The following is a 20,278-nucleotide window of genomic DNA, read 5'->3' as shown; positions in this document are numbered from 1 at the left end:
AGTGGTAATTAGGGTTCTAACCCTAATTACCACTCACGACAGTCTTGCGCGGATCGCCCGCCTGGCCAGGGTGTACGCGTGGGTTCCGCCGTTGAGGACGGCGTCGGCGTTGGCCGCGCGGCCCAAGGCGTGGAGTTCGAACGCCAGGACTTCGGCGTCGGCATCCACGTGGCCGAGGGCGACCGCTTCCCGGGCCGTCTCGCGGATGAACTCCGCGAACGCGCCGCTCGCCGCCGCCACGGCGTCGTGCACCCGGCCCGGGCGGGCGTCGAACTCCGCGCCGACGTTGAAGAAGAAGCAGCCGCCCGGGAACACGCGCTGTTCCGAGTACTCCAGCCAGCTCTCGCAGATCGCCCGCAGCCGCGGCAAGCCGGGCGGGACCGCCCGGGACGGCGCCACGACGTGCGTCTCGAAGATGCCGAGCGCCGCCTCGATCGTCGCGAGCTGCAGTTCCTCCTTGGAGCCGAACAGCGCGAACACGCCGCTCTTGCTCAGCTCCAGCTCGGTGGCCAGCCGGCCGAGGGACAGCCCGTCGAGGCCGTCCACCGACGCGACGTCCACCGCCCGGCGCAGCACCACGCGCCGGGTCGCGTCGCCGCGGGCGAGCCGGCCGTCAACCGGCACGCCGCGCCCGCCAGCGGTCCACAGTGGACTGGATCCCGGCGCTCCACGACACGGCGAGCGCGGGGGTCGCCAGCACGCGGTCGGCGAAGTCCAGCGCCGGCTCGACCTTCTCCGGCGGCAGCTGCCCGTAGTTGGCGAACGAGATCAGGTACACCTCGGCGACCGTGGGCCCGTCCGCGCGCTCGACCAGCTCGACCGCGCCCGACGTCGGGACCGTGCCCGGCCGCAGCACCCGCAGGTACCAGCCGCTGCGCCCGGAGTCGATCATCGCCGGGACGACGTCCTTGCGGCCGGTCTTCATCGCGAGCTTGAAACACGGCGAACGCGGCTGCGAGACTTGCACGAGCGCGTCACCCCAGGCCCAGACGTCCCCGATCCGGACGTTGTCCTCGGTGACGCCGGACAGCGAGATGTTCTCCCCGAAGTCGGCCGTCGAGGCCTCGAATCCGTCCTCGGCCCAGGCCGCGTAGTGCTCGGCCGGGTAGACGTAGACGGCCTTGTCGGGGCCGCCGTGCACGGTGAGGTCGGCCTGCCGGTCGCCGTCGAGGTTCAGCTCGGTCAGCTTCAGCTCGGGCGCCGCGACCCGCGCTTTGGTGATGCCACTCCAGACCGGCTGCTCCCGCCGGTACCCCAGCACACTCGGTTCCCCCACGTAAACGCTGTCGACGTTCATGCCCTCGAAGATAGCACGACCGTTCGTATTGTTTCACGCCTTTAAGGTGGCGGGCATGGAACTGCTCGACCAGGCCCGCGCCCACGTCGACTCCGGCGCCTTCTTCACCGAGCTCGCCCGGCTGGTCGCCTATCCCACGGTCAGTGACGCGCCCGAAGGCCGAGCCGCGATCCAGGCCTACCTCGACGAGGTCCTGACGCCCGCGTTGACCGCGCTCGGCTGCGACGTCACCCAGCACCCCAACCCCGACCCGGCGGGCGGGCCGTTCCTGGTCGGAGTCCGCACGGAAGGAGAAGACCTTCCGACGCTGCTCTGCTACGGCCACGCCGACGTCGTCGGGGAGGCCGGCCGCTGGGGCGACGGCCTCGATCCCTGGACGCTGACCGCGGAGGGCGACCGCTGGTACGGCCGCGGCACCGCCGACAACAAGGGCCAGCACCTGGTCAACCTGACGGCGTTGCGGCTACTCCTCGAAGCGCGCGGCACCCTCGGCTTCAACCTGAAGTTCCTCTTCGAGACCGGCGAGGAGATCGGCTCGCCAGGGCTCACCGAGTTCGCCGAGCAGGAGCAGGACCTCCTGAAGGCGGACGTCCTGATCGCCTCCGACGGCCCGCGCCTCGATGCCGCGACGCCGACGTTGTTCCTCGGCGCACGCGGCGGAATCCGGATCGACCTGGACGTCGACCTGCGCCCGGGTGGCTCCCACTCCGGGAACTGGGGCGGCATCCTACGAAACCCGGCCACGACGCTGGCCGCGGCGATCGCGAGCCTCGTCGACGGCCACGGCCGGATCCGGCTGCCCGCGCTGCTGCCGCCGGAGCTGCCCGAGTCCGTCCGCGCGGCGCTGGCGGACGTCGACGTCCCGGCCGACGACGGCTGGGGAGACCCGGAGCTGAGCCCCGCCGAACGGCTCTACGGCTGGAACACCCTCGAAGTGCTGGCCCTCGACGCCGGGAACGCCGACCGCCCGGTCAACGCCATCCCCGGCCGAGCCCGCGCGGTCCTGCAGCTGCGGTACGTCGCGGGCACCGACGTCGGCGACATCGGTGCGGCAGTCGAGAAACACCTTGCGGCACAGGGGTTTCCGATGGTAATCGTGCGCACCGAAGCCAGCTTCCGCGCGAGCCGGACGCCAGTCGACGACCCGTGGGTCAGCTGGGCGAAGTCCACTTTGGACTCTGTCGCGGAGAAGCCCGTCGCCCTGCTGCCCAGCTTCGGCGGCGGCCTGCCCAACCACGTCTTCACCGACGTCCTCGGCCTGGCGACGCTGTGGCTGCCGCACTCCTACCCGGGGTGCCTGCAGCACGCGCCGGACGAGCACCTGCTCGCCCCGGTCGCCCGGGAGGGGCTGGTGCTCGCCACGGCGTTGTTCGGCGCCTTCAGTTCAGCGCCGCCGACTCTTCGTCGGTGAACAGCCGCGAGCGGATCAGGAAGCGCACGCCTTCGGGCGCCTCCAGGGAGAACCCGCTCCCGCGGCCGGGCACGACGTCGACCGTGAGGTGCGTGTGCTTCCAGTACTCGAACTGCGGCCCGGACATCCAGAACGGGATGTCCGCCATGCCCTCGACGACGAGGTCGCCGAGGTGCACGTCGGTCTGCCCGGTCTTGAACTCGCCCGCCGGGTAGCACATCGGGGCGCTGCCGTCGCAGCACCCGCCGGACTGGTGGAACATCACCGGCCCGTGGACCGACACCAGCTGCCGCAGGAGATCCGCGGCCACCGATGTCAGCCCCACCCGCTCGGCCATCAGAAGAACCCGAGCGCCTGGTCGGAGTAGGACACCAGCATGTTCTTCGTCTGCTGGTAGTGGTCGAGCATCATCTTGTGGTTCTCGCGGCCGATGCCGGAGGCCTTGTAACCGCCGAAGGCCGCGTGCGCCGGGTAGGCGTGGTAGTTGTTCACCCACACCCGGCCCGCCTGGATGTCGCGGCCGGCGCGGTAGGCGGTGTTGCCGTCGCGGGACCAGACCCCGGCGCCGAGGCCGTAGAGCGTGTCGTTGGCGATCTTCATGGCGTCGTCGTAGTCGTCGAACTTGGTCACCGACACGACCGGGCCGAAGATCTCCTCCTGGAAGATCCGCATCTTGTTGTCCCCGGCGAACACCGTCGGCTCGACGTAGTACCCGCCGGACAGCTCGCCGCCGAGGTCGCTGCGGCCGCCGCCGACCAGGATCTCCGCACCCTCCTGCTTGCCGATGTCGATGTAGGAGAGGATCTTCTCGAGCTGGTCGTTGGACGCCTGCGCGCCGATCATCGTGTCCGTGTCGAGCGGGTGGCCCTGCTTGATCCGGCGGACGCGCTCGACGGCGTCCCCCATGAACTTGTCGTAGATGCCGCTCTGCACCAGCGCCCGCGACGGGCAGGTGCAGACCTCGCCCTGGTTCAGCGCGAAGAGCGTGAAGCCCTCCTGCGCCTTGTCGTAGAAGGCGTCGTTCTGCGCGGCGACGTCGTCGAAGAAGATGTTCGGGCTCTTGCCGCCCAGCTCGACGGTCACCGGGATGATGTTCTCGCTGGCGTACTGCAGGATCAGCCGACCGGTCGTGGTCTCACCGGTGAAGGCGACCTTGCGGACGCGGTTGCTCGACGCGAGCGGCTTGCCCGCCTCGACGCCGAAGCCGTTGACGATGTTCACCACACCCGGCGGGATCAGGTCGCCGATGATCGAGAACAGCAGGTGGATCGACGCCGGCGTCTGCTCGGCCGGCTTGAGCACGATCGCGTTGCCCGCGGCCAGCGCCGGGGCGAGCTTCCAGACCGCCATCAGGATCGGGAAGTTCCACGGGATGATCTGCGCGACCACGCCGAGGGGCTCGTGGAAGTGGTAGGCGACGGTGTTCTCGTCGATCTGCGAGATGCCGCCCTCCTGGGCGCGCAGCGCGCCGGCGAAGTAGCGGAAGTGGTCGATCGCGAGCGGGATGTCGGCGGCGAGCGTCTCGCGGACGGCCTTGCCGTTCTCCCAGGCCTCGGCGACCGCGATCTTCTCGAGGTTCTGCTCCATCCGGTCGGCGATCTTGAGCAGGATATTCGCCCGCGCGTCGACCGAGGTCTTGCCCCAGGCCGGGGCGGCGCCGTGAGCCGCGTCGAGCGCCTTCTCGACGTCGGCGGCGGTGCCGCGGGCGATCTCGCAGAAGGTCTTCCCGGTGACGGGGGTCGGGTTCTCGAAGTACTGGCCGCCGGCCGGCGGCACGTACTCGCCGCCGATGTAGTGGTCGTAGCGCGACTCGTAGCTGACGACGCTGCCTTCGGTGTTCGGTGCGGCGTACTGGACCATCTTCCCTGCCTCGTTGCTCGGAGTGACGGAGACCGCGAACGTAGGTCCGGCCACGTTGCACGAGCGTTGCAGCGCTGTGAGCTGGGTCTCTACGCTGGAGACGTGGCAGAGGCGCCCGAGCCGGAGATGCTGCGCGATCCCGAGTCGTACGCGCGGCTGCTGGAACACGTCCGCGAGGCCGTGCTCCAGGGTGTTCCCGGGCCCCGTCCGCCACGCTCGGTCGTCTCCGACTCGTGGAACCGGTCGCTCGCCGCGCGGGTCGACCCGGACGACGGTGAGGCTCCGTTCGTCCTCGACCCGGCCGACCTCGCCTCGCTGCGGGAGGCCCATCCGCTGGCGCCGGTGCTGCCGGTGCTGCGGCAGATGCTGGTGAGCATCGCCGACGACGCCGAGCACGTGATGATCGTGACCGACGCGGACGGCCTGATCCTCTGGCGCGAGGGCGCGACGAACCAGCTGCTGCGCGGCGACCGCGTCGGCCTGGTCGAGGGCACGCAGTGGAGCGAGGCGGCGATCGGCACGAACGCCATGGGCACGGCCTTGGCGACCGGCGACCCGGTGCAGATCTACTCGGCCGAGCACCTGGTCCGGCGGTACCACACGTGGACCTGCGCGGCGGCGCCCGTCCGCGACCCCGAGACGGGCGTGCTGCTCGGCTCGATCGACGTCAGCGGGCCGCTGCGCACGGTGCACCCGGCGATGTTGTCGCTGGTCACGGCCACGGCACAGCTCGCGGAGGGGCAGCTGCGCGCTCAGCTCGCGGTCCGCGACGAGCGGCTGCGGCGGGTGAACATGCCGCACCTGGAGGCGTTGCGCGGCCGGCCGGGCGCCCTGCTGTCGGCGGGCGGCCGGGTGCTGGCGGCCCAAGCGTGCCTCCTGCCGTCCACAGTGGACATCCGCCGCGGCGGCGGCACGGTCGCCCTTCCCGACGGCCGGCTGGCGACGGTCGAGCCGTTGCCCGAGGGGTATCTGCTGCGGCTGTCCTCGAGTGGCGGCGGCCAGCGCGCCCGGCTGCGCCTCGAGTTCCTCGCCGACGGCGCGCATTCGACCACTGTGGACGGTCGCGACGTCCCGTTGACGTTGCGGCACGCGGAGATTCTCACGTTGCTGGCCCTGCACCCGAGCGGCCTTTCGGCGGAGCGGCTGGCGTTGCAGCTGTACGGCGAGTCGGGCAACCCGGTGACGGTCCGCGCGGAGATCCACCGCCTGCGGTCCCAGCTGGGGGCGTCGGTGGTCCAGACGCGGCCATACCGGCTGGCGGCGGACGTCGACGCGGATTTCCTGCGGGTGCGGGCGTCGCTGCGGACGGGTTCGCCGGCGGAGGTGTTGCGGGCGTTCCGCGGGCCGCTGCTGCCGGAGTCCGAGGCCCCGGCGATCCTCGAGGAGCGCGAATCGTTGACCGCTCAGGTCCGCCAGGTGGCCCTGAACAGCGGCGACCCGGGCGTGCTGTGGTCGTTCTGGGAGACGGCCTGCGGGGTGGACGACTTCGCGGTGCTGGACAGGTTGCTGGGGACGCTCCCGGCGACGGACCCGCGCCGGGCGGCTGTTGCGGCCCATCGGACACGGCTCGCCTGAGCCGCGGTCCCCCGGAAAGTCGGCCGACGCCCGCTCAGGGTCACTTGAGCCCGGCCCCGAGCGCCCCAATGTGGCCTTGGGGCGCTCTCACCCGGGTGAACACGAAGTAGACACCGTCTACAGAAGTTTGATAAACAGTGTCTGCAAGGTGAACCACGGGTTACGGAGATCGGGATGAGCTACCACCGTTTTGTCGTCCTCGGCGACAGCTGCGCCGAAGGTCTCGACGACCCGTACCCCGGCGAAGACCACTACCGCGGCTGGGCCGACTTCGTCGCCGCCGACCTCGCGCGGGACGAGCCGCACTTCCGGTACGCCAACCTGGCCGTCCGGGGACGGCGGCTCGACCAGATCGTCCCGGAGCAGGTTCCCCAGGCCACGAGGCTCGAGCCCGACCTCGTCGCCCTCTTCGGCGGGGGCAACGACATCATGAGCCGGGGCTGGGACGCGCGCACCGTCGCGCGGCGGGTCGACGCCGCCGTCCGGGCCTGTGCCGACATCTCTCCCGTTGTCGTCACCTTCACCCTCAGCGACGTCTCCCACCGGATGCCGCTCGGGCGCCGGATGCGGCCGCGGATCGTCGCGCTCAACGAGGCGATCCGGGAAGCCTCCGTCAGCTACGGCGCCCGGCTCATCGACCTGTGGCCCGACCAGGCCGTCACCGACTCGCGGTACTTCGGCGCCGACCGGCTCCACCTCTCCACGCACGGCCACCGCCGGCTCGCCGCCTACGTCCTCGACCTGCTCGGCCGGGCGGCCGACCCCGCCTGGCTCGCCCCGCTGCCCGGCGCCGCCGAGACCAGCGGCTGGCGCGCCGACCTGCACTGGCTGCTCCACGAGGTCGCCCCGGTCGCCGTCACGCGCACGCGCAACCGGCTGATCGGCCGTCAGCCCGGGGACGGCTTCTTCCCGAAGCGCCCGGACCTGCTCCCCATCACGAGGGAGGAAGCATGGGCACCCGGCAACGCCTGATCACGACGGCTTCCCAGCTGCTCGTCGAAGGCGGGGTCGACGCGGTGACGCTGCGCGGGATCGCCAAGGCCGCCGGCGTCTCGCACGGCGCGCCGCTGCGGCACTTCTCCGGCCGCGCCGAGCTGCTCTCCGCCGTCGCGACCCGCGGGTTCGCCGACCTGCTCGCCCGCCGCGAGACGCTGCCGGACACCTCACCGCGCGTCCGGCTGACCGCCGCGTGCCACAGCTACCTCGACTTCGCGCTGCAGAACCCGGCGATGTTCGAGCTGATGTTCCGCCGCGACCTGATCGACGCCGACGACCCGGCGCTCTCGGCGGCGGCGAGCGCGGTGTTCGACACCTTCGCCGTGCTGGTGGCGGCGGTGCCGACCCCGGTCGCCCGGTCGGGCGCCGATCTACGGCTGGTCGCGGCGTCGCTGTGGGCGGCGCTGCACGGTCTCGCCCAGCTGTGGCTGTGGGGCGGGCTGGCCGGGGCGAGCTTCGCGCCGTCACCCGAGTCCGCGCTGGCCATCACCCTCGACGCCTACCTCGGCTGACCCCGGTCCGCGACACGCGAACCCCCGCTGCACCCGCCCGAACACCTGATCGAATACCCTCACCGCCATGACCGAGTCAGACCCGCAGCTCGAGCGCATCCGCAAGCTGCTGGCGAAGGCCGAGGACCCGGCGGTCACCGAGGCGGAGGCCGAGGCCTACAACAAGAAGGCCGCCGAGCTGGTCGCCCGCTACGGCATCGACCAGGCGATGCTCGCCGCGGCCGGGGCGAGCGACGAGATCGGCACGCTCAAGATCCCGATGAACGACCCGTACAGCCGCGACAAGGCGAGCCTGCTCACCTCGGTCGCGTACCCGCTGCGCTGCCGGACGCTGCTGCACCGCTACGGCCAGAAGGTCGACAGCGTCACGGTGTTCGGCTACCGGTCCGACCTCGGCCGCGTCGAGCTGCTGTTCACCAGCCTGCTGCTGCAGGCGAGCACGCAGCTGACCCGCGTCCGGCCCGACGGCTTCTTCCCCGGCGAGTCGCTGGCCGCGTACCGGCGCACCTGGCTGCACGGCTTCGCGCGCGCCGTGCACGAGCGGCTTTCCCTCGCGGAAGAGGAAGCGGTCCGGACGGCGGCGCCCGGCGCGCGGTCGGCGGAGCTGGTCGTGCGCGACCGCGCGCAGCTGGTGCAGCACGCGTTCGACGAGCAGTTCGGCGACCTGCGCTCTGCCGCGCCGAGGCGGCTGTCCGGCAGCGGATACCTCGACGGCCACGACGCCGGCACGCGGGCGAACCTCGACCCGTCCGCGCTCACCCGCCGCCGGAACGCGCTGCCCGCCCGCTGACTGTCGCCCGGATGCCGCTATCCGGCCGATCATCTTTTCGCTTCACTGGGCGCATGCGCGTTGTCGATCTTGCGTCCCGGCCCGACCTGCTCGACGCCGCCCTGAACCTCGGCGACGTCGGCGGCCAGTTCATCTACCAGGGCGCCAGCGGCCGGATGATCACCGGCGAGCGGTTCCTTCGGCACTGGGCGCGCTACTTCCTCATCGCGCTGGACGACGAGGGCGTCCCGATGGCCCGTGCGCTGTCGGTCCCGCTCGCCTATCCGGCGCCGGACCGCACGGAGCTGCCCGACCACGGCTGGGACCAGGCGATCGAGTGGGCGGCGCAGGACGTGATGGACGGCCGCGCGCCGACCGCGTTGTGCGCGCTGGAAGTCGTGATCGCGCCGCACCGCCGGGGCAGCGGGCTGTCCACGCCGATGCTGAAGGCGTTGAAGGCGCGGGCCGCGGAAACGGGGCTGCGCAAGCTGATCGTCTCGGTGCGCCCGATCGGCAAGGAGGCCGAACCGGCGGTCCCGATGCCGGAGTACGCGGCCCGCCGGCGCGAAGACGGCCTCCTGGCCGACCGCTGGCTGCGCACCCACGAGCGCCTCGGCGCGCGGGTGGTCAAGGTCTGCCCGTTCGCGGTCACGCTGGCGGGCTCCCTGGCCGACTGGCGGGCATGGACGGGCGTCAAGCTCCAGGACGGCGAGAACTTCATCCCCGGCGGCATCGCCCCGGTGTACGCGTCGACGGCTTACGACACGGCGACCTACGTCGAACCGAACGTCTGGATGGACCACCCGATGTGACCTCAGGGATCACCCAACGACGGGTTCCGGCTCCGCGGCAGCAGCAACCGCCTCGGCGCGAAGGGACCGCGCCCTGCCGATCCACCACGACGCCGACGCAAGCCGCCCTTCCTTGAAGAGAACATCGGAGAGATTGCTTGCCGCCTCCGCATCGCCGGCCTCTGCCGCTTTCCGGTACCAGCGCTTCGCCTCCTGCAAGTCTTCGCGCCTGACGTGGATCACCCCCAGGTTGAACGCAGCCGACAGGTTTCCGGCCTCGGCCGCCGACTCGAAGTAGGGGATCGCTTCATCGGTGCGTCCGAGCTCGTTCAGGATTTCGGCAAGCGCTGCATGACCTCCGCTCTCGTCAGCAGAGGCGACTGGCTCGAGAACCACCAGCGCTTCTTCCAGCCGCGCGCTCTTGTAGAGGAGGGCGCCGAGTCCAAAAGTGGCGGGCACGTCCCCTGCTGCCATGCCACGCCGGAACCACTGTTCAGCCTCGTCAAGTTCACCCGATTCGCTCAGCAATTTGCCCAGATTTCCGGCAGCCGAAGAGAATCCGGCTTCGAAGGCTCGCTGGTACCAGTCCTTCGCACCGGTGTGGTCTCCGGCCTGCAACCGGAGCGTTCCGAGGTTGAAGGCCGCCTCAGCGGATCCGCGCTCCGACGCCTTGCGGTACCACTCCTCCGCGGCCTCGCACCGGCCGGCCTCGTGGTGGAACAGCCCGATGTTATAGGTCGCGAACGGGTCGCCTTCTTCTTCGGCCTTGTGGAACCAGGGAAGTGCCTCTTGAACCCGCCCCGTGCTGCTCAACAGCTTGCCCAAGTTGGTGGCGGATCGATGCTCGTCCAGCTCGGCACCACGCCGATACCACTGCTCGGCCTCGTCCAGCTTCCCCTGCTCTTCGAGATCGAACCCGACGAGGAAGAAAGCCGGCGGATAGTTCGCATCGACCGCACGCATCCGCCACTTCCGCGACTTTTCCAGCTTCTCTTCCCGGGAATAGATGACGGCCAAGTTGAACGCCGCCCTCGGCTCACCTGCCTTCGCGGCTCGTGAGAAGTACGATTTCGCCTCCTTGATCCGGCCGTTCTCGCTGCAGAGAACTCCCAGGTTGTAGCAGGCCATCGCGCTCACGAGGTCGGCCTCGAGAAGGAACCGCCAGATGGACTCGGCCACGTCGACCGAAACCGGGGTGGCCGCCTCCGCTGCTCGAAGCGCGACTTCGAAGAGATCACCGCCGGACGAATTTTGTTTCGCGGCGAGCCAGACCGCGTCCGGCACCGGTTGGTGCGGCAGCATCCGCTCGGCCTGGTCGACCAGGTAGTCGAACACTCTCCACTTGCCGCCGGCGGTTTCGAGCAGCGGGCTGGTCACCCCGTGGAATTGCCGGCTTGCCCAAGCCCATGCCTCATCCAATGGCTCCGGCCGTAGCAGCAGGCCGCCCTGCTTTTCAAGATACTGTTCGTGCAGTTCGACGATGAGCTCTTCGTCGTATGGTCCGGCCAAGCCCGCTCGCGCCAGGTCGGTCGCAGCCTCGACGAGCGCAGCACCACGAGGTTGACCGTCGACATCCCTGGCAATTCGCCAGGCGGACCAAATGGCCGGACCCGCCGCCAAGTATTCGGCGACGCCGTGGTGACGATGGTGTAAGACAGCATCGACAATCCGGTCGTCATCACAATCAGCGGCACGCGCCAGCTCTTCTTCGCTCCAGAGTCGCTGAACCTCCAGAAGATCGGCTGACTCGAGCACTCGCGCACCGATCTGCGCGGTCTGCAGGAAGACGGCGTCCGCACCGACAGGGAGGACATCCTGAAACATCGGGTGAAAGGTCTTGTACTTCTGCATCCGAATAGTCCCCAGCAGGGGCACTCTCCGCTCCCGGAACGCAGTCAACATCGCCAAGTCCAGCGCACCCGGCCCGAGGAACAGCTCCAAGTTGTCGAGCCAGACGACGCACTCCACCGACGACTCAACAATCGTCGTGAGCACTTCCCCCAGCTCACTGCCCTGCGACGGCGCAGCCACGCGACGATCCGGCATGACCGCGCGCATCGCCTCGTAGGCCAAGCGAGTCTTGCCCGCCGCGGAATGGCCGAGCAGGAGAACCAAACCGCCTGCCTCCGACGCAGCGTCCAGCCGGCGCCGGAGGTCTGCGTCGATGTCACGTTCGACGTAGGGCGGTATCCCCTGGTCTCCGGCCTGCCGGCGCGCTCGGTGCACTCCGGCCGCGACAGGATCCCAGGACTCGGCCACCGGCCAGTACCGCGTATCCCGCAAGTGCAGTGGCGCGGTTCGACCGGTGCCTAGGTGCGCTGACCCGAAAAGGTTCCCGATCTGCACGACAGGACCATGAAACACACCGCCGGCAACTTCGTTCCGGACAGCGTCACGCAGCTCATCGTCGCCGCTCACGTCAGCCACGGCCGAGCTACCTGAACGCAGATCCGAGTGAGAACACGAGAGCTATTATAGCGCCGAAAGGCTCGACTGATCCAGTTCGCCGACAGGGGGTACCGTCTCCGATGGGCAAGGCAAGCCGTGCGAGGAAAAAACGCCGTAGCACCAGCGAACCCAAGTCCAGCCCGCCGAAGTCCGACGCGATTCTTCAGACGCCCGACACGGAAAGCGGCGCCGAGGCAGCGTTACTGCGACTGGTCGGCGACAACCACGGACCCCGGCATAGCGTGGCTTCGGCCTACGCGTGGGGATTCGCGGCCCTCTTCTTGTCCCAGCAGGATGGATACCTGGAGTGGCACGACCAGCTGGACCCACTCGACCTGGTAATTTTCGGTCTCGTCCACCCGAAGAAGTTCGCCGACAGCTTCGAGTTCGGCAACGCGCGAACAGCATGGCTTCGTGAGTTGCGAGCCACTCAGCATTGGCAGTCCGTCAGCAAGTTCGTGTCCGCGGCAGTCAGCCTGAGCAACGAAAGCGGATACCCGGTCGACGATTCTCGAGTACTCCTGGAGCTCAATGCACGCCTGGAGAGCGACGGCCTGGCTCAGAGGCGGCTTCCGAAGGCCCTTCATCCCGGCGTTCTGCTGGCAAATGCGAGGTTCGTCAGAGGGCTGGACACGCACAAAACAGTGCGTCCGGCGACAAGCGACTCCCTCCGGCAGGCCGAGGAGCTCCTCTCCGACCTGGAACCCGGCTTCCCCCGCGATGACTCCTGCGCCGAACTGCTCCGAGACGGCCTGTGTTTGCTGTCGCGGGCGGGGCTGACTCCGGACGTCGAGAGCGAACTGCTGGCCATCGCACTTTACGTCGCCCTCACAGATTCGAATGACGTGCCGATGGACGAGGTGCCAGAACGAGCTGAAGCCTGGGCAATCGGGCTGACTGAACAGTCGAGTCTGATTCCCGTCATCGATACGATCTCCGCGTGTACGGCCCAAGGCCTGCCCCTTGTCACGACGCTGAGCCACCTGTTCGTGATCCCTGAATTCACGCAGCAAGTCGACCAGGAAGATCGGCGTTGGCACAGCGCACCCGGCACCGACCTCGTACCGCTGGCGCTGGAACTGGGCCACAATCGGGTGAACACTCGTGCCAGCCGGACATTCCGCCTGTCTCCCAGCGGCTCGGCGATCCTGGGTAGTGTCCTCAGGGAAGGTTCACCAGAAGCATCGAACGTCGGCGAAACACCCGGGGAGGAAGCCGTTGTCGATGAGATGGCGGCGGTATTCGACCTGATCGGCCTTCACCCCGCTTGGGCGAAGGCGTTCCTCGAAGAGAACGCCCCACTACCGCGTCTCGACGGCACCTTCAACGACAAGGCGGGAGAGCGAGACTGGCATGCCGCGGTCGAACGCTACCTGCGCGATCATCCGGATACAGAAGCGCCGGACATGAGCCAAGAGCTCCACAAGCTTCGGCTGTACGACGGCATCATGGTCCTCAGACAAGCTCTGACGGACACGACCTTCGCCCGGCAGCTTGTCGGCTTGATCACCCACGACCCGACAGGCGAAGACCAAGGGCTGATCGGCGTTCGCGCGATCGTCGAGGACATCCAGTGGCAGGCCGAGGACTTGCGGGTCGACGATCCCGAGTTCGAAGAACAAGCCGTGCAGCTGGCCCTCGACTGGGGCGGGACGTCCTTGCGTGACCGTGTGGTCCACCACGGCGAGGAGGCTGAGACCGAAACCGAGGCGGCCCTCTTGGTGTTGGCTGCGGCTTACCTGCAGCAAGTCAACTCTGAAGCGCGCGGCTGAAGCGGCTCTGGCAGCGTAACGTTGTAGCAGACCTTAAAGATCAGTCCAGGACTTTTCACTTGTCCTGACGGATCACCCCGGGCACGGTGGAATCCGTGAGCAAAGCGTCCGTGCGCATCGCCGTCCTGGCCCTGTTGTGGGGTTCCGGCTTCCTGTGGATCAAGCTGGCCCTGACCGGGCTGAGTCCCGTCCATCTGACGCTGGTGCGCTGCGCGCTCGGCGCGCTCACCCTGCTGGCCATGGCCTTCGCCACCGGCCAGCGGCTGCCGCGCGACCGCCGGACCTGGGGCCGGCTGGTCGTCGCGGCCTTCTTCTGCAACGCCCTGCCCTTCGCGCTGTTCGGCATCGGGGAACGGACGGTCGACTCCGGGGTCGCGGGGGTCATGAACGCGACGACTCCGTTGTGGTCACTGCTGATCGGTGTCCTGCTCGGCACCGAACGCCGTCTCACGCCGACTCGGCTGCTGGGCCTCGCGCTCGGTTTCGCGGGCGTGCTGGTGATCTTCGCGCCGTGGGAGCAGTCCGGCCTGCTCAGCGGCGGCGCGCTCGCGTTGCTGGGCGCCGGGCTCAGCTATGCGATCGCGTTCGCTTACATGGCACGGAAACTGCCGCCCGGCGGGGCTCCGCTCGCGCTCTCGGCCGCGCAGCTGACCGCGGCCACCGCGCTGACGGCCATCGCCCTGCCCGTCGCTTCCACCGCGCCGCACCTGACGCTGACGGCCGTGGTCGCGGTGACCATTCTCGGCGTCTTCGGCACCGGGATCACCTTCTACCTCAACTACCGCATCCTCACCGACGAAGGCCCGACCGCCGCCGCGACGGTCGGGTACCTGCTCCCGGTCGTGTCCGTCGGGCTCGGCGCGCTCGTCCTGGGTGAGCCGCTGACCCCGCGGGTCGTCGGCGGCATGGTGATCGTGCTGGCCGCCGTCGGCCTGACGCGGTGGCGGGCTCAGGCGAAGGCGCCGACCAGCTCGCCGGGCGCGGTGGCGGCGCCGAAGTAGTCGCCCGTCGCCAGGTCCGCGCCGGCCTCGCGCCACCGGTCGGCCTGTTCCCCGGTGTGAACACCGTCGACGACGAGAGTCGCCCCGGCCTTGCGGGCCAAAGGGACGAGCGCGCCGAGGAACGTCTTCGCCGGCCACTCGGCGAGCCGCCGGTCGACACGCACGATGTCGACCGGCAGGTCCTCGACCGCCCGGAGATCGCCGGGCCCGAGCCCGAAGTCGTCGAGCATCACGCGGACCCCGAGGCCGGCCAGCGCGGTGACGTTCTCGACGACCCCGGGCACCGGCAGCGCGCCGACCGGGACGCCGAGCAGCAGCTGCCCCGGCGGCAGGCCGCTGTCCTTCAGCAGCCGCGTCACGCGGGTGCCGAGCGCGTCGTCGGACACCTGGTGCCCGGTGAGGCCCGCGACCACCGGGAAGCCCACGTGCCGGCGCCACCACTCGCCGTGCCGGGCCGCGGTGCGCAACAGCCATTCCCCCAGCGGCAGCACGAACCCGGTCGCCTCGGCGAGCTCGGCACAGCGTTCGTGCGCCAGCGCCGGCTCACCCGGCCGCTCCCAGTGCAGGCGGGCTTCGACCCCGGCGAACCCGCCGTCCGCCAGCCGCGCCACCGGCCGGTAGCGGACGCCGATCTCGCCGTTCTCCCACGCTCCGGCCATCCCGACGGCGAGCGCCTGCGCCCGGCGGTCCGCGGCGTCGGCCGACGGGTCGAACATCTTCCACTGCCCGCGCCGCTTCGCCTTGGCCCGGCGCAGGGTCTGGTCGGCCGCGCGCAGCAGCTCCGTCGGGTCGATGCCCTTCGCCGGCCGGTGCACGACCCCCGCGCTGGCCGACAGCGCGAGCCCGTGCCCGCCGACGAAGAACGGCTCGGCCAGCTCGTTGTTGATCGCGCGCACGATGGCGTCGATGTCCGGCGTGGTCGCGGTGTTCTCGACGAGGATGCCGAACTCGTCACTGTGGAACCGCGCGATCATCGCCTTTTCCCGCGCCATGACGACCTTGAGACGCTGGGCGAAGTGCACCAGCAGCTGCTCGCCGACGCGGCGGCCGAGGCTGTTGCTGATCATGCCGAACGCGTCGAGGTCGACGTGGAACAGCGTGACGCCGTACACCGGGTCGGCCCGCCGCAGCGCCACCTCCAGATGGGTGCCGAAGTACTGGCGGTTCGGCAGCCCGGTCAGCACGTCGTGCAGTGCCTGGCGGCTCAGCTCGCCCTGCAGCAGCATCAGCTCGGTGCCGTCCTCGACCACCACGACGAAGTGGCCCGGCCGGCCTTCGGCGTCGCGCAGCAGGGACGCGGTGAGCGAGATGCGCGCGACGTCGCCGTCCCGGCGCAGCAGCCGGTGTGACTGCCGGACGCGCTCCCGGCCGCCGCCGAGCAGCGCCGCCATCGCCTCGCGCAGGACCTCGACGGAGTCCGGGTGGACGACGTCGTAGAGCACCGACCCGGTCAGCTCGCCGGCCGGGTGCCCGAGCATCTCGGCCAGCGCCGCGTTGGCCCGCGCGATCCGGCCGTCGAGGGAGACCAGCGCGATGCCGCTCGCCGACGACGTCACGACTTCGTCGAAGCGCGCTTCGCTCTCCTTGAGGTTCCACTGGGCGTCCCGCACCGCCTTGAGCAGCGCGAGGTGCATGATCTCCTGCTGCTCGAGGACACCGCGCTCGTGCGCGAGCAGGAACCCGCACGAAAGGGCGCCCAGGGCGAGCACGATCCGCTCGGTGGCGCGGTCGACCGCCTGGAGCTCGGGCAGCGCGGGCAACCCCTTGCCGAGCACGTCGAGCGTGCACCGGAGCCCCGGCTCGCCGACATAACCGAGCGCCACGAGCCGTTCGCCGACACGCACGGCGGCTGCGGTGTCCGCGCCCGCGCGCAGGCTCTCGCACAGCGTGTCGAGCAGGCCGCGAAGCTCCCGGTCGAGCTCCTCCCGGCTCAGGGAAACGACGGTGACGCCGCTCACCAGGTACGCCCACTTCCGGGCGAGCACGGTCCGCCCGCGTCCCGGGTCGGGACCCGCGGGCCGCTGCGGCAGGTGCTCGGTGTTCGGCATTCCGGCTGCCCGTTCAGTTCTTGCGGCCGATTCCGGCGCGGTGCCGTTTGTCACCGGCCATGTTCATCGCGGCCGCGTCGGAGATGTCCGCCGGCCCGGTCGGCCGCCATTCACCACAGCCGACCAATCCGGGTTCGACGATTTCGAAACCGGTGAACAGCTCGGAAACCTGGGCGTGCGTCCGCAGGGTCACTTGATCGGCACTCCGGCTCTCTTTGATCACTTCGGTCGCTTCTCCGAGATTGTCGCCCTGGTGGTCGCCGGTGACGTGCGTGATCGCGAGAAACTCCCCGGCGCCAGCACCGAACTGTAGCGCGCGACGAGGTCGAGCGGATCGGATTCGTCCGGGACCAGTGCAGCATCAACAGCATAAGCAGACCGACGGGTTTTTCGAAGTCGAGCAGAGTGCGCACCGAATGCGCATCGAAAATCTTTTCCGGGTCGCGCATATCGGCCCGCACAACCGCTGCACGATCGTTGCCGGCCAGCATGAGCTCACTGTGCGCGACCGCCACCGGGTCGCGGTCGACGTACACCACCCGGCAGTCCGGGTGCCACGCCTGCGCGACCTCGTGCACGTTGGCGACGGCGGGGATACCGCTGCCGAGGTCGAGGAACTGCCGGATGCCCTGGTCGGTCAGGAACCGCACGGCCCGGCCGAGAAACGCGCGGTTCACGCGCGCCGCGTCGCGCAGGCCGGGCATCGCGTGTGCGCGCGATGCTCGGCACGGAGATGTCGACACCCGGGGGAACCCATTCCGGAGATCGGGTCACGAAGAACACCTTCTCAGTCGGTCGGACCGGAAAGAGCTTAGCGATTCCGGACGGTTCGTCCACTGCGCCATATGCGTGAGCGCACACCACCCGATCGGGCACTGTCTCCTGCGACCGGACAGGCCTACCGTAAGCCGTCTCCTTCGGAATATCCCCACAATGGCGTAAACGAGGAGTCCGTATGACCGTCCCGGTCGCTCCGGGCCGGTGGCCTTTTCTCGGGCACACTCCGGCACTGCTACGGCGACGCGCCGCCTTCACCGATTCCCTGCACGAACACGGCGAGCTCGTGAAGATCTACCTCGACCCGTCGCCGACCTACGTCGTGACGAGCCCGAGGCTGGCCACCGAAGTGCTGGTCACGGCGGGGCCGAAGTTCCGCAAGGGCGCCATGTTCGACAAGTTCCGGCCGTTCGTCGGCAACGGCCTGGTGCTTTCGAACGGCGACTTCCACCGGCAGCAGCGCCGGCTGATGCAACCGGCGTTCCACCGCGACCGCCTGGCCGGCTACGCCGAAACCATGCGGCGCGCGGCGGCCGAGCTGAGCGACTCGTGGCGCCCCGGCGAAGTACGGCAGATCGACGAAGACCTGCAAGGACTCGCGGTGACGATCGTCGGCGAAGCGCTCTTCTCGACGGAGCTCGGGAAAGAGGCCATCGCCGAAGCCCGGCGGTCCATTTATCTGATCATCCAGCAGGGAATGATTCGCGCGTTGTCGCCGAAGTTCGTCGAAAAGCTGCCGATTCCCGGGAACCGGCGGTTCGACGAGGCGATCTCGCGGATGCAGGCGATCGTGCTCGAGGTGATCCGCGACTGGCGCACCGAAGGCGCCGACCACGGCGACCTGCTCTCGACGCTCCTGCTGGCCGGCATGACCGACGAGCAGGCGCGGGACGAAGTCCTCACGCTGCTCACCGCCGGGATCGAGACGACCGCGCTCGCGCTCTCCTGGATGTTCCACGAGCTCGGGCAGCACCCCGAGGTGGAAACCCGCGTGCACGCGGAAGTCGACGAGGTGCTCGGCGGCCGCCCGCTCGTGGTCGAGGACCTCCACCGGCTGACCTACGTCCGGCAGGTCGTCGACGAAGTGCTGCGCCGGTACCCGCTCTGGATGCTGATGCGCCGCACGCTCACCGACGTCGAGCTCGGCGGGGTCCGGCTGCCGGAGGGCAGCGAGGTGATCGTCAGCCCGCACGCGCTGCACCACGACCCCGCGTCGTTCCCCGACCCGGGCCGGTTCGACCCCGGCCGCTGGGCGGCGGAGGACGAGGCGCGGCTGCCCAAGGGCGCGTTCATCCCGTTCGGCGCCGGCAACCGCCAGTGCATCGGGAACCGCTTCGCCCAGAACGAAATCGTGATCACGGTGGCCACCGTGGCCGCGCGCTGGCGGCTCGTCCCGGTGCCGGGGCGGCCGGTGCGCGTGAAGTTCACCTCGGCCGCCTACCCCGACCGGCTGCCGATGACGGTGGTCCCCCGCTAGCCGGAGGTCGTTCTCCTTGCGTTTTGTGCTGCCGTAATGCTCGTGCTGACGGCGTTGTTCGTCCCCGTTCCGGCCCAGGCGGCCGCGACGACGTGTGAAGACCTGAACGTCCCGGTCACCGTCGCGTTGCTCCCGCAGACGATGCACGGCCGCCTGTGCACCCCGCAGACCCGGTCGTTCCGCCTCGCGGCGAACCAGGCCGGGATCGCGACGCTCGCGTTGGACCACCCGGGCACCGGCCAGAGCTCGAAGCCGTTGAGCGCGCTGCTGAGCACGTCGGTCCAGGCGAGCGCGGCGCACCAGGTGATCCAGTCGAGGCCGGCACCTACCGCGACGTCGACGGGGTGCTCGTCACCGGGATGAACCTGATCACGGTGATTCCGGTGCTGGCCAACATGATTCCGGCGCCGCTCGACCCGGTGCTCGGCAGCCGTGGTCTCGACGCGGGTTACCTCACGACCGGCCCGGGCACGCCCGGCCCGAACGACGCGGGCGCGATCGCCTACGACGAGTCCACAAAGGACGTCTTCGCGGCGACCGAGGCGGTGGACAGCCTGACGCTCACGACGGTGGTCACCCCGGCGTCCCGGCGGATCACCGCGCCCACCTGCTGGTGGTGGGCAACGACCCGCACTTCTGCGGCGAGCTCGGCAGCGACTGCTCGTCCCCGGAAGCGCTGCGCGCGTCGGAAGCCCCGTTCTTCGGCGGATCCTTGCAGACCTCCATCCTCGACGGGTACGGCCGCGCGATCGACTACGCCCCGAATGCGCCGGCGTACTTCGCGGTGGTGATCAACTGGCTGAAAACGCTGTCGTAACAACCAGGCCGACCCCCGCGACCCTCAGCTGACACCGTCGGCGACGAGGGGACGCTCGACATGACCGACTACGCCCACCAACACCACTTCCTGGACGAATGCGTCCGCGGCGCACACCGCGACGAGTCGTTGACGGCGCTCCGGCGGTACTTCGACCAGCATTCCCCGGCGCGGTACACGGGCCGCTGGTTCGAGCGGTTCGCCGGCGGCGGCGACCGGCCCGACGTCGCCAACACGGTGACCGAGGCCGACATCCTGGCGCTGAACTTCCTGAGCATCACCAGCCTCGCCGACGTCGCGATCGACGCGACGATCACCTACGCCCACCAGATCCGGGACCTGCTGGAGGAGATCCCGGTGGACCTCCCGATGCACTCGGTCGCCTGGTCGACCTACGAGCCGGGCTCGCCGGCGCACCGCCTGTGGGAGCTGTTCCGCCGCTGCGGCGGCAACCACCGCCCGGTGACGGCGGCCAAGCTGATGGCCCGCAAGCGCCCCCGCCTGATCCCGGTCTACGACAGCCGGGTCAAGGCGGTCCTGAAGGCGCCGTCGAGCCCGTGGAACTGCCTGTGGAGCTGGTTCCACACGGACCCGACCCGCGCCTCGGCGGTGGCGGACCTGCGGTCGAAGGCGGGCGGGATAGCGGACATCAGCCTGCTGCGCTGCCTGGACGTGATCCTCTGGATGCGCTCCGGCACCCACCGCTGACCCGCAGCGACGTGGCAAA

At 69.7% G+C, this 20,278-nt stretch carries 18 protein-coding genes and 1 pseudogene; 12 read left to right on the top strand and 7 right to left on the bottom strand.

Annotated features, from left to right (window positions below):
* Positions 1-33: 33 nt before the first annotated feature.
* Positions 34-624 (bottom strand): TetR/AcrR family transcriptional regulator, encoded by a 591-nt coding sequence (locus ACZ63E_RS39500; RefSeq protein WP_465341434.1) that lies wholly within the window; start codon positions 622-624, stop codon positions 34-36.
* Positions 614-1,297 carry an MOSC domain-containing protein gene (locus ACZ63E_RS39495; protein ID WP_465341433.1) on the bottom strand — a complete coding sequence of 228 codons (684 nt, stop codon included), beginning with the start codon at positions 1,295-1,297 and terminating at the stop codon, positions 614-616. Before ACZ63E_RS39495 ends, ACZ63E_RS39500 begins: the two co-directional genes overlap by 11 nt.
* 55 nt (positions 1,298-1,352) lie before the next feature.
* On the opposite strand from ACZ63E_RS39495, the gene ACZ63E_RS39490 reads away from it, so the two are divergent.
* A complete protein-coding gene (locus ACZ63E_RS39490; RefSeq protein WP_465341432.1) occupies positions 1,353-2,708 on the top strand; it encodes a M20 family metallopeptidase in 1,356 nt (451 codons plus the stop codon).
* Here the strand turns inward: ACZ63E_RS39490 and ACZ63E_RS39485 are convergent.
* The gene (locus tag ACZ63E_RS39485; RefSeq protein ID WP_465341431.1) at positions 2,677-3,045 is read right to left on the bottom strand and encodes a DUF779 domain-containing protein; all 369 of its coding nucleotides are present in this window, start codon (positions 3,043-3,045) and stop codon (positions 2,677-2,679) included. The two genes, ACZ63E_RS39490 and ACZ63E_RS39485, sit on opposite strands and share 32 nt — an antisense overlap.
* Positions 3,045-4,568 carry an acetaldehyde dehydrogenase ExaC gene (gene exaC / locus ACZ63E_RS39480; protein WP_465341430.1) on the bottom strand — a complete coding sequence of 508 codons (1,524 nt, stop codon included), beginning with the start codon at positions 4,566-4,568 and terminating at the stop codon, positions 3,045-3,047. The genes ACZ63E_RS39485 and exaC overlap by 1 nt, the downstream gene beginning before the upstream one ends.
* 126 nt (positions 4,569-4,694) lie before the next feature.
* Here exaC and ACZ63E_RS39475 point away from each other — a divergent pair, with 126 nt between their 5' ends.
* From ACZ63E_RS39475 to ACZ63E_RS39455, 5 genes are all read left to right on the top strand, one after another.
* Positions 4,695-6,143: a helix-turn-helix domain-containing protein gene (locus ACZ63E_RS39475; RefSeq protein ID WP_465341557.1), complete on the top strand. Its 1,449-nt coding sequence runs from the start codon at positions 4,695-4,697 to the stop codon at positions 6,141-6,143.
* A 174-nt stretch (positions 6,144-6,317) separates the two neighbouring features.
* Positions 6,318-7,115, top strand: coding sequence for an SGNH/GDSL hydrolase family protein (locus ACZ63E_RS39470; protein ID WP_465341429.1), 798 nt, complete (start codon positions 6,318-6,320; stop codon positions 7,113-7,115).
* A complete protein-coding gene (locus ACZ63E_RS39465; RefSeq protein WP_465341428.1) occupies positions 7,094-7,651 on the top strand; it encodes a TetR/AcrR family transcriptional regulator in 558 nt (185 codons plus the stop codon). Before ACZ63E_RS39470 ends, ACZ63E_RS39465 begins: the two co-directional genes overlap by 22 nt.
* Positions 7,652-7,718: 67 nt before the next feature.
* Positions 7,719-8,441 (top strand): DUF2786 domain-containing protein, encoded by a 723-nt coding sequence (locus tag ACZ63E_RS39460; RefSeq protein WP_465302325.1) that lies wholly within the window; start codon positions 7,719-7,721, stop codon positions 8,439-8,441.
* 53 nt (positions 8,442-8,494) lie between these two features.
* Positions 8,495-9,232, top strand: a complete 738-nt coding sequence (locus ACZ63E_RS39455) for a Long-chain-fatty-acid--CoA ligase (protein WP_465341427.1) — start codon at positions 8,495-8,497, stop codon at positions 9,230-9,232.
* Between the two features lie 9 nt (positions 9,233-9,241).
* Here ACZ63E_RS39455 and ACZ63E_RS39450 read toward each other — a convergent pair whose 3' ends face one another.
* Positions 9,242-11,326, bottom strand: a complete 2,085-nt coding sequence (locus ACZ63E_RS39450; protein ID WP_465341426.1) for a tetratricopeptide repeat protein — start codon at positions 11,324-11,326, stop codon at positions 9,242-9,244.
* A 413-nt stretch (positions 11,327-11,739) separates the two neighbouring features.
* On the opposite strand from ACZ63E_RS39450, the gene ACZ63E_RS39445 reads away from it, so the two are divergent.
* On the top strand, positions 11,740-13,431 hold the full coding sequence (locus ACZ63E_RS39445; RefSeq protein WP_465341425.1) for a hypothetical protein: 1,692 nt from the start codon (positions 11,740-11,742) through the stop codon (positions 13,429-13,431).
* 95 nt (positions 13,432-13,526) lie between these two features.
* Complete coding sequence (locus tag ACZ63E_RS39440; RefSeq protein ID WP_465341424.1) at positions 13,527-14,432, top strand: DMT family transporter; 906 nt, start codon at positions 13,527-13,529, stop codon at positions 14,430-14,432.
* Here ACZ63E_RS39440 and ACZ63E_RS39435 read toward each other — a convergent pair.
* Together ACZ63E_RS39435 and ACZ63E_RS39430 are read right to left on the bottom strand one after the other, a co-directional pair.
* Positions 14,381-16,480 (bottom strand): putative bifunctional diguanylate cyclase/phosphodiesterase, encoded by a 2,100-nt coding sequence (locus ACZ63E_RS39435; RefSeq protein WP_465341423.1) that lies wholly within the window; start codon positions 16,478-16,480, stop codon positions 14,381-14,383. The genes ACZ63E_RS39440 and ACZ63E_RS39435 overlap by 52 nt on opposite strands.
* 13 nt (positions 16,481-16,493) lie before the next feature.
* A pseudogene (locus tag ACZ63E_RS39430) lies at positions 16,494-17,254 on the bottom strand (SAM-dependent methyltransferase).
* A gap of 181 nt (positions 17,255-17,435) precedes the next feature.
* Here ACZ63E_RS39430 and ACZ63E_RS39425 point away from each other — a divergent pair.
* The 4 genes from ACZ63E_RS39425 (at position 17,436) to ACZ63E_RS39410 (ending at position 20,259) form a co-directional block, all read left to right on the top strand.
* On the top strand, positions 17,436-18,734 hold the full coding sequence (locus tag ACZ63E_RS39425; RefSeq protein WP_465341422.1) for a cytochrome P450: 1,299 nt from the start codon (positions 17,436-17,438) through the stop codon (positions 18,732-18,734).
* Between the two features lie 36 nt (positions 18,735-18,770).
* The gene (locus ACZ63E_RS39420) at positions 18,771-19,097 is read left to right on the top strand and encodes a hypothetical protein (RefSeq protein ID WP_465341421.1); all 327 of its coding nucleotides are present in this window, start codon (positions 18,771-18,773) and stop codon (positions 19,095-19,097) included.
* A 253-nt stretch (positions 19,098-19,350) separates the two neighbouring features.
* Positions 19,351-19,551 (top strand): hypothetical protein, encoded by a 201-nt coding sequence (locus tag ACZ63E_RS39415; protein WP_465341420.1) that lies wholly within the window; start codon positions 19,351-19,353, stop codon positions 19,549-19,551.
* Between the two features lie 60 nt (positions 19,552-19,611).
* Positions 19,612-20,259 carry a DUF6308 family protein gene (locus ACZ63E_RS39410; protein ID WP_465341419.1) on the top strand — a complete coding sequence of 216 codons (648 nt, stop codon included), beginning with the start codon at positions 19,612-19,614 and terminating at the stop codon, positions 20,257-20,259.
* Positions 20,260-20,278: the final 19 nt, after the last annotated feature.

Source organism: Amycolatopsis sp. NPDC104819 (assembly GCF_055583145.1).
The sequence above is the reverse complement of the archived record's forward strand: the minus strand, read 5'-3'. Positions and strand labels throughout refer to the sequence as shown.

What these genes read in the sequence shown, in the direction of transcription:
- ACZ63E_RS39455 (WP_465341427.1), top strand. Translation starts at nt 8,495, where the DNA reads ATGCGCGTTGTCGATCTTGCGTCCCGGCCCGACCTGCTCGACGCCGCC.
- exaC (WP_465341430.1), bottom strand. Translation starts at nt 4,568, where the DNA reads ATGGTCCAGTACGCCGCACCGAACACCGAAGGCAGCGTCGTCAGCTAC.
- ACZ63E_RS39465 (WP_465341428.1), top strand. Translation starts at nt 7,094, where the DNA reads ATGGGCACCCGGCAACGCCTGATCACGACGGCTTCCCAGCTGCTCGTC.
- ACZ63E_RS39490 (WP_465341432.1), top strand. Translation starts at nt 1,353, where the DNA reads ATGGAACTGCTCGACCAGGCCCGCGCCCACGTCGACTCCGGCGCCTTC.
- ACZ63E_RS39470 (WP_465341429.1), top strand. Translation starts at nt 6,318, where the DNA reads ATGAGCTACCACCGTTTTGTCGTCCTCGGCGACAGCTGCGCCGAAGGT.
- ACZ63E_RS39475 (WP_465341557.1), top strand. Translation starts at nt 4,695, where the DNA reads ATGCTGCGCGATCCCGAGTCGTACGCGCGGCTGCTGGAACACGTCCGC.
- ACZ63E_RS39420 (WP_465341421.1), top strand. Translation starts at nt 18,771, where the DNA reads ATGCTCGTGCTGACGGCGTTGTTCGTCCCCGTTCCGGCCCAGGCGGCC.
- ACZ63E_RS39410 (WP_465341419.1), top strand. Translation starts at nt 19,612, where the DNA reads ATGACCGACTACGCCCACCAACACCACTTCCTGGACGAATGCGTCCGC.
- ACZ63E_RS39460 (WP_465302325.1), top strand. Translation starts at nt 7,719, where the DNA reads ATGACCGAGTCAGACCCGCAGCTCGAGCGCATCCGCAAGCTGCTGGCG.
- ACZ63E_RS39435 (WP_465341423.1), bottom strand. Translation starts at nt 16,480, where the DNA reads ATGCCGAACACCGAGCACCTGCCGCAGCGGCCCGCGGGTCCCGACCCG.
- ACZ63E_RS39485 (WP_465341431.1), bottom strand. Translation starts at nt 3,045, where the DNA reads ATGGCCGAGCGGGTGGGGCTGACATCGGTGGCCGCGGATCTCCTGCGG.
- ACZ63E_RS39495 (WP_465341433.1), bottom strand. Translation starts at nt 1,297, where the DNA reads ATGAACGTCGACAGCGTTTACGTGGGGGAACCGAGTGTGCTGGGGTAC.
- ACZ63E_RS39425 (WP_465341422.1), top strand. Translation starts at nt 17,436, where the DNA reads ATGACCGTCCCGGTCGCTCCGGGCCGGTGGCCTTTTCTCGGGCACACT.
- ACZ63E_RS39445 (WP_465341425.1), top strand. Translation starts at nt 11,740, where the DNA reads ATGGGCAAGGCAAGCCGTGCGAGGAAAAAACGCCGTAGCACCAGCGAA.